General features: G+C 64.1%; 9 protein-coding genes and 1 pseudogene. 5 read left to right on the forward strand and 5 right to left on the reverse strand.

Going from position 1 to position 11,043, the window contains the following annotated elements; genetic code table 11:
- The first annotated feature begins 411 nt into the window (after positions 1 to 411).
- Both ACIBH1_RS48895 and ACIBH1_RS48900 read left to right on the forward strand, forming a co-directional pair.
- Positions 412 to 2,976 carry an ATP-binding protein gene (locus ACIBH1_RS48895; RefSeq protein WP_397321013.1) on the forward strand — a complete coding sequence of 855 codons (2,565 nt, stop codon included), beginning with the start codon at positions 412 to 414 and terminating at the stop codon, positions 2,974 to 2,976.
- Between the two features lie 1,100 nt (positions 2,977 to 4,076).
- Entirely contained in the window at positions 4,077 to 4,466 is a 390-nt protein-coding gene (locus ACIBH1_RS48900) for a hypothetical protein (RefSeq protein ID WP_397321014.1), read from the forward strand.
- Between the two features lie 912 nt (positions 4,467 to 5,378).
- Here ACIBH1_RS48900 and ACIBH1_RS48905 read toward each other — a convergent pair.
- The 5 genes from ACIBH1_RS48905 to ACIBH1_RS48925 form a co-directional block, all read right to left on the reverse strand.
- Complete coding sequence (locus tag ACIBH1_RS48905; RefSeq protein WP_397321015.1) at positions 5,379 to 5,738, reverse strand: Lsr2 family protein; 360 nt, start codon at positions 5,736 to 5,738, stop codon at positions 5,379 to 5,381.
- A complete protein-coding gene (locus ACIBH1_RS48910; protein WP_397321016.1) occupies positions 5,726 to 6,031 on the reverse strand; it encodes a hypothetical protein in 306 nt (101 codons plus the stop codon). The genes ACIBH1_RS48905 and ACIBH1_RS48910 overlap by 13 nt, the downstream gene beginning before the upstream one ends.
- Positions 6,032 to 6,034: 3 nt before the next feature.
- Complete coding sequence (locus ACIBH1_RS48915) at positions 6,035 to 6,283, reverse strand: hypothetical protein (RefSeq protein ID WP_397321017.1); 249 nt, start codon at positions 6,281 to 6,283, stop codon at positions 6,035 to 6,037.
- 272 nt (positions 6,284 to 6,555) lie between these two features.
- Positions 6,556 to 7,986: an MFS transporter gene (locus ACIBH1_RS48920; protein ID WP_397321018.1), complete on the reverse strand. Its 1,431-nt coding sequence runs from the start codon at positions 7,984 to 7,986 to the stop codon at positions 6,556 to 6,558.
- A gap of 89 nt (positions 7,987 to 8,075) precedes the next feature.
- On the reverse strand, positions 8,076 to 8,624 hold the full coding sequence (locus tag ACIBH1_RS48925; protein WP_397321020.1) for a TetR/AcrR family transcriptional regulator: 549 nt from the start codon (positions 8,622 to 8,624) through the stop codon (positions 8,076 to 8,078).
- Positions 8,625 to 9,684: 1,060 nt separating this feature from the next.
- Here ACIBH1_RS48925 and ACIBH1_RS48930 point away from each other — a divergent pair.
- The 3 genes and pseudogenes from ACIBH1_RS48930 to ACIBH1_RS48940 all read left to right on the forward strand — a co-directional run.
- Positions 9,685 to 9,870, forward strand: a pseudogene (locus tag ACIBH1_RS48930) (RNA polymerase sigma factor); the annotation flags it as partial.
- Positions 9,871 to 9,908: 38 nt separating this feature from the next.
- Complete coding sequence (locus ACIBH1_RS48935) at positions 9,909 to 10,298, forward strand: RNA polymerase sigma factor (protein WP_397321021.1); 390 nt, start codon at positions 9,909 to 9,911, stop codon at positions 10,296 to 10,298.
- A gap of 68 nt (positions 10,299 to 10,366) precedes the next feature.
- Positions 10,367 to 10,882, forward strand: coding sequence for a hypothetical protein (locus ACIBH1_RS48940; protein WP_397321022.1), 516 nt, complete (start codon positions 10,367 to 10,369; stop codon positions 10,880 to 10,882).
- Positions 10,883 to 11,043: the final 161 nt, after the last annotated feature.

The raw sequence follows: 11,043 nt of genomic DNA on the forward strand, positions 1-11,043 counted from the left end.
TCCTCCGCCCAGGTCCTCGCACCATCGATCATGCTGGCCACCGGAGTCATCACCGGCATGCTGGCCCTGTCCCTGACCGCCGCAAAACTACGACGCGACATGTGAACCACCCAACGGCCGGCCCTTGGGGGCAAGGGTCCCTCCGAGTGCTCCGTCTCCGCCGGACCCGAATCCGCGAGAGCAGACCACAGGACGGGCAGGGCCACAGCTAAGGGTCCATGCATTGCCGTGAAGTATGCGCACCACTTGCAATGCTTACGGCATATAGTATATCTCTTATGGTGAACAGCCCTAATCTCGGGCGATCATGGTTCATACGACACAGCCCTGCATCCCCCGGCGATCACAGCGGGTTCGCGACCTACCTAATTGCAGCTACCAGACGCCAATCGCACTCTTCCGGAGATTGCTATGCCTACGAGGGCGCAAGATCCTGCCGATGGCTCGGCGACGAACACTCCTCTGGCCGGAACCCTGCTGAGGCAGTGGCGGGAGCGAGCGATGCTGACGCAGGAGGAACTGGCCATCCGGGCCGGAATCAGCGCCCGCACCATCGGTAGACTAGAAAATGGGGCGCTGCCCCGCCCCAGCGGTACATCCTTGCGGCGTGTGGCCGAAGCACTTGGTTTGAACGACCGAGAACGAGTCACGCTGGCCCAAGCCGCCCGAGGCACCCGACTCCTGGTGGAAGCAGAACCGCTCGCCGTGCCATCAGCTCACGCGTGGACGCCACGGCAGTTGCCCGCGGACGTCCCCTTCTTCGTCGGACGGACAGGTGAACTCGCGGCGATCATCAACCCTCAAGAGGCATCCAGCGTGCCGATCATCACGATCGACGGCATGGCCGGCATAGGCAAGAGCACGTTGGCAGTGCACGCTGCACACCAGTTGGCTCCGCGCTTTCCTGACGGGCAACTGTTCATGAACTTGCACGGCCATGCGCAGACGATGGACCGGGTGGACCCGCAGGATGCGCTCGCGCGAATCCTAGGCACCCTGGGCGTGCAGGGAGAGCAGATTCCCAGACACATCGACGATCGAATTGGGCTGTATCGCAGCCTGGTGGCCGACCGCAGAATGCTGTTTGTCTTCGACAACGCCGCAGATGAAGACCAGGTCCGACCTCTTCTCCCGGCTGGTTCAGGCAGCCGGGTACTGATCACCAGCCGCCGACGCCTGACGGATCTGGACGGCAGCCACACGATGTCGCTGGATGTGTTGTCCACGGCGGATGCGCTCGCCTTGTTCACCCACACCGCCGGACGGGAACGTGTGGCCGGCACCTCCGCAGAGTTGCTGACACTGACGCTGGAAATGTGCGGACACCTGCCGCTGGTCATACGGATGACCGCAGCGCGGTTGCGGTCGCACCCGGCCTGGAATGTGGCGCATCTGTTGGAGCGCCTGAGCGAACAGGACCCGTTGACCGAAACGGAAGCCGAGCAGCCAAGCTTAAGTACCGCCTTGGAGCTGTCCTACCGCTATCTCACCAGCGACCAACGGCGTACCTACCGGATCTCCGGGCTGCATCCCGGGACCGATGTCACCGCCGAAACGGCCGCTGCCCTCCTGGACACCAGCTCTGCCACGGCGCGACGACTGCTGGATCAGCTCCTGGAGGTCCATCTCACTCAGGAACCAGCGCCCGGGCGCTACCACATGCACGATCTGGTCAGAAACCACGCCGCACAGGTAGCAGTCCGCGAGGAAAGCGAATCGTGGCGACGAGCCGCCTTGACGCGTTTGATGGATCACTACCTCCGGACTGTGACGGCAGCGATGGACGCGCTCCACCCCTACGAAGTCGAGGCTCGGCCCAGGCCACCCGCATCCACCCCTCCTAACCTGTTCAACCCAGCGCGAGCAGCCAGCTGGTTCGAAGCAGAATGCAGCAATCTGCTGGCAACCGTGCGCCGTGCCACCGACTACGGGCGGCCGGACTTCGTCCTGCACATATCTGCCACATTGCATCGCAGCCTGCGTGCTCAAGGCCGCTACTACGACGCGGAGCTACTGCTTCGCCAAGCGCTCACCGTAGCGCGCACCACGAAGAATCGCCCTGAGGAGCTGAACTCGCTGCTCGGACTTGGTGAGGTCCGCCGTGGCCAGGGGCAACTCCAACAAGCCTTCGACTACTTCGGCGAAGCGCTGGAGATCGCTCGTGTCATTGAGCAAGCCGTCGGAGAACTCGTGGCGCTCACGGGTCTGGGTCATATCTGCCGGCGGTGGTGTCGATTCGAGGACGCGCTTGAGTACTTCGAGCACGCCCTGCAGATCGCGCGGCACGTCGACCACCGTAGCGGCGAGATGGACGCATTGATTGGACTGGGGTGGACCTACCGCATTCAAGGCCACGACACGCGATCCTGTGAAGTCTTCACCGAGGCTCTGGCACTGGCGCGAGTTCTCGGACACCGTGCTGGCGAATTGCAGGCTCTGGGCGGGATCGGGCACATTCTTCGCCTACAACAGGACTACGAAGGGGCTCTACGGCACTTCACCGAAGCCCTGGGCCTGGCCTGCGCCATCGGTCATCGCAGTAGCGAGCTCGATATCATGATCACCTTGTGTGAAATCCACCGGCTGCTTGGCCGTCATGATCAGGCCGCCCACGGATATAGGCGCGCACTCAAGCTCGCTCGGGAAATCGGGAACCCCAACTGGCAGTTCGAAGCCTTGCAGGGGATAGGACGATTGTCCACCACTCTTCATGATCCCAAGGACGCGCTCATCAGACATCAGGAGGCCCTCTACTTGGCCATCAACCTCGGCCAACTAGACGACCAAGCGCGAGCCCTCGACGGTCTCGCCTACGCCTGCTACGCCTTGCACCATTACGACGAGGCTGCACAATACTGGCAACAGGCGCTAGACATTCTGACCAGCCTCAAAATCGACCAGACCGACGACGACGAAGCGAGCACCACGACCATCCGCGCGCGCCTCACTCAACTGAGCAAACATCAACGACCTTGAGGGCCCTTCTTCGAACGGCACACGGATGGCCGCTGAGCTGATGAAGTGTCCTTGTGGTGTCGGCTTCCAGGCGATGCTGCCGCGCTGGTAGGTGATCGAGCGGACGAGTAGCCAGGTAGGCATCCTGGCCCGAACTCGATCAGACTGGCGGATTGCCCGAGCTGCAGCGCTGCCTCCAGCAGGGGGCGCAGCCAGCACGGCGGTTGGATGGTGGCGCGGCGGTGGGTGGTCAACCCGTTGTGTTGATCGTGCTGCAGGCTAGCGGCAGGCGTGTCGAGCCCACCTGCCAGCGGCGGACGTTCGCCGAACAGATGCTTGGCTCGAACATCCGATACGGGCGCAGGGCGCCGCTACTGATGGTGATCTTGCGGGACATCGCGGTGGCGCTCGCAGAGCGGACCGGAGGCCCGTTGGCCGAGAAGCTGGGTGTCATCGTCTCTCGTTTCACGATGTTACGGCTGCCTATGGCCCTTCCAGATCCTGCTGCTGCATCGATGCCGCGCGCTACTCGGCATCGATGTTTGCCCTCCAGCGCGGCCAGAATATGGCGCGGTGCTGGGAGCCGGGCGCACCGCTCGATCTCCTGGGCGGGGTGGGACGCCACGACCCTGGCAGGCTGGCTGGCCATCCATCCGCTTTCGAGGTGATCTGCCGAGAACGCTCTCGCTCCAACAGGACGGCGCCCTACCGGGGGCACAAGAGGCACTCCAGGCGGCCGACCGGTTCCATCTGTCGCAGAACCTCGCCATGACTGTCGAACCATGCGCCGCGGCCACCGTTCCTGTCGGCGCCTATCCGACCCTGGCCGGAAGGTCGACACCGTCACAAATGTAGGCCAGATTCCAGTACGTAGCCCTCGTCGTCAGGAGTGGCAGAGACTGCATCGGCAACAGGTGCGCGAGGCATGGCAGACGCGGGGATCGCAACACGCCTGCCCAGCTGATGTCCAGAAGATGTCCGTCCAGCGTCCTGGGCAAGCGCCCCTCAAGGCCCCAGACTCCTACGAGCGTGGGGGATCGTGAGTGCCATGCCGGGACGGCTTCGTCGACCACCACACCCCCTAAGACACGCCTCGACCGCGAAACCTGGAGGAATTGTTCGTGCGGAAAGTCAACTTTGCACTTCTCAGCGTGGCTATAGCCGTCAGCGCGCTGGTCGCCGCGAGTTCACCTGCCTCCGCGGCCGGCAAATGGTGCAACGCCAGCACATGCATCAAAACGTATGACAACGGCACATGGCACGGCAGAGTCGAGGTCCAGATCATGGTCCGCGCCAACATGACGGTGCATGGACGGGTCTGGAACTCCAAAACCGGCTGGGCGAAGAACACGCGCGCCGAGAGCTTTACCGGCACCCGCACCTACATCGGCTACACCTACCCCCAGCGAAACTTCCCCGCTGGCTCGAAGCTCTGTGCACAGGGCTACCAGCACCTAGGAGGGAACAAGTACAAGACCCTGGGCCTGCCCTGTGTGACGATCACTCGGTGAGATCCCTGACACGAGGATCCAAGTGCAGGGCCAGGCGGATCTGTCCATGTGATCCGTGTCGCTCACCGCAAGACAACCGCGCGTGATCAGGACATGAGTCCCAAGCTACCCCACACCTGCTCAGGTCCCCATTGGTGCGGCATGGGCGTATGTCCGCGTGCTTGCCCGGATCACGAGTGCGCAATCTGCTTCCCGCCCGAGCTACCCCACACCTGCTCAGGTCCCCATTGGTGCGGCATGGGCGTATGTCCGCGTGCATGCCCGGATCACGAGTGCGCAATCTGCTTCCCGCCCGAGCTACCCCACACCTGCTCAGGTCCCCATTGGTGCGGCATGGGCGTATGTCCGCGTGCATGCCCGGATCACGAGTGCGCAATCTGCACCTCGCTGTGGCCCGACCAGTCCGACCAGGCTGCGACTGGGAACGGCCGTGTCCAGCGCTTGATGGCTTTCCTGCGGCGGGGGTTGGCGCGTCTGACCAGGCACATACCCTGAGTATCCGGAGAGGTTCCTGCTTTTCCGCCTGACTCACCGACACGAGTCTCACGTGTCGGCCGAGCGAGCCGTGTGTGGTGAGCGTCCATGTCGGGTCGGCGGACGTCGGGGCTCCCACTGGGCGGGTTGTGTTGGGTGAATAGGGTCGACCGCACGGTGTCCCTACGTGATCATGTTGACGTGACGCATAGCGGCTATTTGAGCGCGGTGCGGTGATCTACTTTTGTTCTCAGGACCTCGCCTGGCAACCACATTCGCCCATCAGGCGGGGTTCTGTCTGCAGGGGGCTGTTGGCGTACGCACACGTGCGCCTTAACCGCCCTCGTCTCGTTGTTTTGCGAACGTGCGCCGGCGACGCCTGAATATTCGTCTTTCCTTTGTGCGAGAACGCCTCCCGTGACGATCCGCATAAATCGACTAGGGCGTGCCGGTGGGTTCGTGGGCGGCCTCATACTGGGATATGATCGTGCTGGAAATTCGGCCACGCTCGTTGACCGGAAGGTTGTTCTCCTTCGCCCACTTGCGGATCTTCTTGGATTCTCCGCGGCTGAGCGCCTGACGACTACCGGTGGCCTTACTGATCCGTTCAGCGTGCGGCTCCTGCGACTGCTTCACTGCACGTCCATGCTGGATGTAGGGCGCCAGCGCCTTCCGCAGTTTGTCCTCGTTATGGCTGGACAGGTCGATCTCATAAGCGTCGTTACCGATGCTGAATCGCACAGTGCTCTCTGCATCGCTACCGTCGATGTCGTCGACGAAAGTGGTCACAGTATGCATGGCCATAACTGGCGCCCCCATGTATGCGCGGCAAAGAAGTTATTGCACAGCATGGCGCGTTCTTCGCGCTCGCGCAACTTGTCCTGCTCGATTAAGAATTGTACGCATTGATCCTGAGCGCGACTTGTTGCCATCGTGAACCGTGCAGCTTCGCCGGTAACGGCGACCTCATGTCCACACCCATCGGTGGCTTTGCCGCCAAAGAACTCAGCGGCACACTCCAGCTTTCGTTTCGCTCGTATGAGGTCGGGTTCAGTTAATACATGGCGCTGCCCCCAGCCATAGGTGATCATGACCTAGAGAGTCGTACACCTGGCTCGCATCACCGGATCTTCCGCAGCAGCACGCATCGCTAGGCATTGGTGTCGGAGGCGCTCGTCCCCGTCCTCTCGCGCCGACTCCGGGTGAGCCGCCTCGTCCGCGGCTTCGGCGACCTGGCCGCCGGCCACCTCGTTCATCGTCGCAGTCGCCGAGCCCTCCGAGGCGGCCTTGCCGCCGGGGTCCTTGTCCGGCGAAGCAGTGCGCCGGGCGATCAGCGCGAGCATGCGCTCGATGGTCTCGGCGGAGAGCCGGAAGGCGGTCTTCGCGGTCAGGGCCGTTCGGATCGCCTCAGCGCTCGCCGCTCCAGATCACACAGGTGGGTGGCCAGCCAGTGCGTCAGTCGTTCGACATCGGCAACGCGGTCCCGCAGCAGGTCCCATCCTGGACATACCGGCACCAGCATGTCCCCAACCCGGCGAAGTGGCGATGCCGGCTGGCAGCTCGGCACTTCGAACGGGGTTCGTACGCGTAGATGTCCGGCTGTGATGAGTCGCTCTCACCTGCCGATGCTTGTGCCACCGGGTGATGTCGAAGTGATCTGCTGCGCTGGTTTTGAGGCTTGGGGCCTGCGCAGGGTGAGGGCCACCGCCGCACCGACGAGCGTCAGTGCGGCCGCCAGCAAGCCGGCGGTGCGTAGTCCGTCGGTGGTAGCGGCACCCGCAGGGCCGGTGTTGATGACGGCGACCAGGACGGCCAATCCGACCGCGCCGCCGATCTGCTGGGTGGTGGAGGCCATCGCCGAGGCGATGCCTTGACGTCCTGGCGCGACGCCGGTGGCGGCGGCCACGAACATGGCCGTCCAAGCGATGCCCTGCCCGAGGCTGATCATGACGATGCCGGGCAGGAGTACGGCATAGCCGCCGTGGGGGGACATCGCCAGCCCGAATGCGATCATTCCGGCGGCCCCCAGCCCCAGGCCAGCGAGCAGCGTGGTGCGGGTGCCTGTCCGGATCAGCATCCGTGAGCTCACATTGGTGCCCAGCAGAGCCATGAGGCCCCCGGGGAGGAAGGCCAAGCCCGTCGCCAGCGCGTCGAAGTCGCGCAGGTCTTGAAGGTAGACGGTCAGGATGTAGTACTGCGCGCCGAACGTCCCCATGAAGATAAACGTGACCGCCATGGCGGCGGTGAGACTGCGGTTGGTGAACAGTCGCAGCGGCATCAGCGGCTCGGCGGTGCGAGCCTCGATCGCGACGAACAGTCCAAGTGACGCCACCGCCGCGAGCAAGCTACCCACGATGGTCAGGCTGCCCCATCCCGCCTCCGGCCCCTGAACCAGCCCGAAGACCAGCAGTGTGGACCCCAGCGTGGCACTGAGCGCGCCGGGGAGATCGAAACCGCCGCGCCGGTTACTACGAGGTTCGGCGGGAACCAAAACAAACGTTGCAACAATGGCGACGGCGGCGAGGGGAACGTTGACGAAGAACACCGACTCCCAGCCCAGGGCATCGGTGAGAACACCGCCCAGCAGGGAGCCGAGCGCGAGCCCGACACCTCCGGCGCCGCCCCAGACCGCCAAGGCTCGGCTGCGCGCGGGCCCCTCAGCAAACGTGGTATTGATCAGGGACAGCGTGGCCGGCAACAGCAAGGCGCCGCCGAGTCCCTGTACGGCCCTGGCCGCGATCAGCAAACTGGGAGAGGTCGCCAGCCCGCCAGCCAGGGATGCGATGCCGTACAAGGTCAGCGCGACAGCGAGCATCCGGCGCCGCCCCAGCAGGTCGGCGGCCCGCCCGCCCAAGAGCAGGAACCCGCCGAACGCCACGGCGTACGCGCTGACTACCCATTGCAGCGTCTGTGTGGAAAACCCGATCTGGCGGCCGATCTCCGGCAGCGCCACATAGACGATGTTGTAGTCGATGGCGCTGATGAACTGGGCGAAGGCCAGCAACGCCAGCAGCGGACCGCCCCGTGATTTCCTGGATCCAGGCATGAGAGACTTCCTCCTGCAGAAGGAGAGAGTGATTGACCACTCACTCTTCGTTGACAAGAATGGGGCCGCTCATGCGACCCGATGACAACTCAGCCGAGCAAAGTGCGCGCCCACCGCGCATCCAGCGCGGCCGCATCGACGCCGACGAGAACATTGGCCAGCAAGCCGTCACCAAAGAACCGGCGGATCTGCTCGTCGGAGGCGCCCGAGGCCGCGCGCACATACTCGACCTGCTTGGCGTAACACGCCCGTACCGCTTCCCGAATCGCCGGCTCGCTGCTCGCGCACGTGGCATGCAGAAGCACCATGAGCAGATCACGATCGGCGATCAGGTTCGTGTACGCCGCGGCCATCGCGGCCAGCACCACAGCAGGCTCGGCCGTGGCGGCGGCCGCCGCACCATCAGCATGGCATTCGCGGATCCGCGACGAACAGTGGTCTACGACCGCGACGAACAGCGCCTCCTTGTCGGGAAAGAGCCGGTACAGATACGCCTGCGAGATGCCTGCAGCCTTGGCAACCTCGGTCGTGGTGGTGCCGTAGTAACCACGTGCTGCGAAAGCCCTGATCGCCGTGCGCAGGACGGTGTGGCGTCGCTCCTCCGCTGTCGACAGCCGACGCGAACTCGTCATCGTCATGTGAGTAATAAACCACTCACACTTTGCACGGTCAACTTCCTCCAGCTTCTTGGTCGAGCGCCCTCCCTCGGGATGGCACAGATGGCGGCTGGTGGGGCAGGTCCTACATACCTCAAATGAGGGCCCACGGAGGAAAGGGCGCTGAGTCGCAGATGTGGAGCAGGGTGAACGGTCCCAGACGGTCGTTCACCGTTGCAGGCCGCCAGACAGCAGAGCCAAGGGGGGCAGAGCTCCTGCCCGCTCGTGGCGGGCGCCTGCCATACGCCATGCTGAGACCGGCCGCGAACTGGTCGGAATTGTACGGCTCGTACGAGGAGATGGAGAGGGCCAACCAGCTCGAGACGGCGAAGCGGCCGGATCTTCGTCGACAAGGCGTCCGGAAAGATCAATCGACGCTGGGCTCCACAAGACCCTGGGCTATCTCCGACCCGGCGCCGCTAAGCCGTCTCGCAGATCGCCGTCCGGCTCGGCGTCGGCCGTGCCACGATCTGCCCTCACCTCAATCCTGACAGCCAGCGTGAGGCGCGGGTGGGCCAGCATCCAGGCATGCACCACCGGCGCTTTGTGGGGGACAGGTTGTCACAGAGGAGATGGACCGCCAGGCCAGGGTTCGACCTGGCGGTCCATCTCGTGCAGGTAGTCGTGGAGTCGACGGCGCAGTGGCGGGCCGACAGCTTTCCAATCACCTTGCCGGTGACGGTGTCGAACGCGTCGAACAAGGCGATGGTGCCGTGCCTGACGTAGACGAAGCTGCGCCGCTCGGGCATGAGCCGCCGCCGGGCCCCAGCTCTCCAGCGTCCGCCGTTCCTGCTCGATAACACCGGCGGTGAAAGTCTGCTGTCCGCCATCTCTCCAGCAGACCTCAGCGGCCAGCAAGCGTCACCACAGCTCCCAAATCAGGGACGACACACCTCATGTGGTGACCCTCATCCTCAGCTCTGTAGGAGCAGAAGTCGCGCACGCGACTAGCGCTGGCCTGCGACAGTGCAAGAGCTTGAGCTTGAGCGCCCGTGGCGGCTATCGCGTGGAACTGGAATCGACGTGTGGACACAGACGAGTTGTGAGCACTGATCTCGAATTTTGGTTGCACGCGGCCGAGGGGAGCAGCGAGGCCTTCGGAGCCTTGTTCGACAAGTACGCGCGCGATGTCTATAACCACTGCTTCCGCCGTACCGCGGACTGGGCGGCCGCCGAAGATCTCACCTCGGTGGTGTTCCTGGAGGCGTGGCGGCGGCGAGGCGAGGTGCAAATCCGCCATAAAGCGCGCTCCCCTGGCTGCTCGGCGTGGCCAACAACGTTCTGCGTAATCGGCGCCGGTCTCTGCGCCGTCACAGGACCGCACTGGAACAGCTCCCGACCCAGGTCTACGAGCCTGACCCGGCCGAGGACGTCGCCGGGCGAATCGACGACGAGCACCGGATGCGCGAGATCCTTGCGCTGATGGCTCAGCTGTCGCCGGCGGACCGCGAGGTCCTCGCCCTGTGCGTCTGGTCGGAGCTGACTTACGAGGAACCGGCCGTCGCTCTAGGCATCCCGGTGGGCACGGTGCGATCGCGACTGTCCAGGGCTCGAAGCCGCCTGAAAGACCTCCTGGACAAGGAACCCCAACCGCAGCTCGGTCACAGATGGAGTGAGCGCCTTTCAGCGCTCCGCAAGAAGGGAGAGGAGCTGTGAGAAACCACAGGCTTCCAGAAGAACGGGACCTTCCTGCCGCCCGGCACATACTCAGAAAGGCACACCTCGTGACCATGATCGAACAGGAACCCGCATCTGTACCGGTACGCTGGCGCCGTCGCTGGCTGGGCTTGGCCGGTTTGGGAACCACGGTCGCCGCCGCGCTGGCGATCGGCGTACCCGTGCTGCTGGGTCAGGGTGCCACCCCGGCCAACGCGGTGATCCGCGAACCGGATGGGTCCATCAAGATTTACATCAGGGACTACAGGCATCCTGAGGTGATCGAACGCCAGTTGCGCAACCTCGGCGTGCAGGCGAACGTGATCTTCCTGCCAACCGGCAAGCAGTGCAAGGAGCCACGAGGCACGTACCTGCCGGACAATCGTGCCTTGCTCACCACCGAACCGCCAGCTGAAGGGGAGGATGCCTATTGGAGGCTGCATCCGGAGCAGATCAAGCCGGGACAAACCTTCGTCTACACCATGTGGTACGAGGAACACGGGGACAACCGCATGGCCAGCGCCCGCTTCTGGGTGGCGACCGGCCCAGTAGCGCCCTGCGAAGTCGTTCCCGGCCGCCCGTGATGCAGGAGGGCCCCAAGGGCGGTATCGGCGGCTAATCCCGCACGCTGTCGCCGCTTCCTGAAAACTGGTTCAGGCACACATTCCGTGATCAGGTCAGTCTCCGTGGAGGATTCGTTTGCGGAGAAGGTCGGGGTTGGCGCGGCCATACATCTGCCTCTTGA

Origin of the sequence: Nonomuraea sp. NPDC050663 (genome assembly GCF_044456985.1) — a bacterium.
GTDB lineage: Bacteria > Actinomycetota > Actinomycetes > Streptosporangiales > Streptosporangiaceae > Nonomuraea.

Bases quoted from the DNA above. Each gene is read 5' to 3' on its own strand.
- ACIBH1_RS48895 (WP_397321013.1), top strand. From the start codon at position 412: ATGCCTACGAGGGCGCAAGATCCTGCCGATGGCTCGGCGACGAACACT.
- ACIBH1_RS48905 (WP_397321015.1), bottom strand. From the start codon at position 5,738: ATGCATACTGTGACCACTTTCGTCGACGACATCGACGGTAGCGATGCA.
- ACIBH1_RS48910 (WP_397321016.1), bottom strand. From the start codon at position 6,031: ATGATCACCTATGGCTGGGGGCAGCGCCATGTATTAACTGAACCCGAC.
- ACIBH1_RS48915 (WP_397321017.1), bottom strand. From the start codon at position 6,283: ATGCTCGCGCTGATCGCCCGGCGCACTGCTTCGCCGGACAAGGACCCC.
- ACIBH1_RS48920 (WP_397321018.1), bottom strand. From the start codon at position 7,986: ATGCCTGGATCCAGGAAATCACGGGGCGGTCCGCTGCTGGCGTTGCTG.
- ACIBH1_RS48925 (WP_397321020.1), bottom strand. From the start codon at position 8,624: ATGACGATGACGAGTTCGCGTCGGCTGTCGACAGCGGAGGAGCGACGC.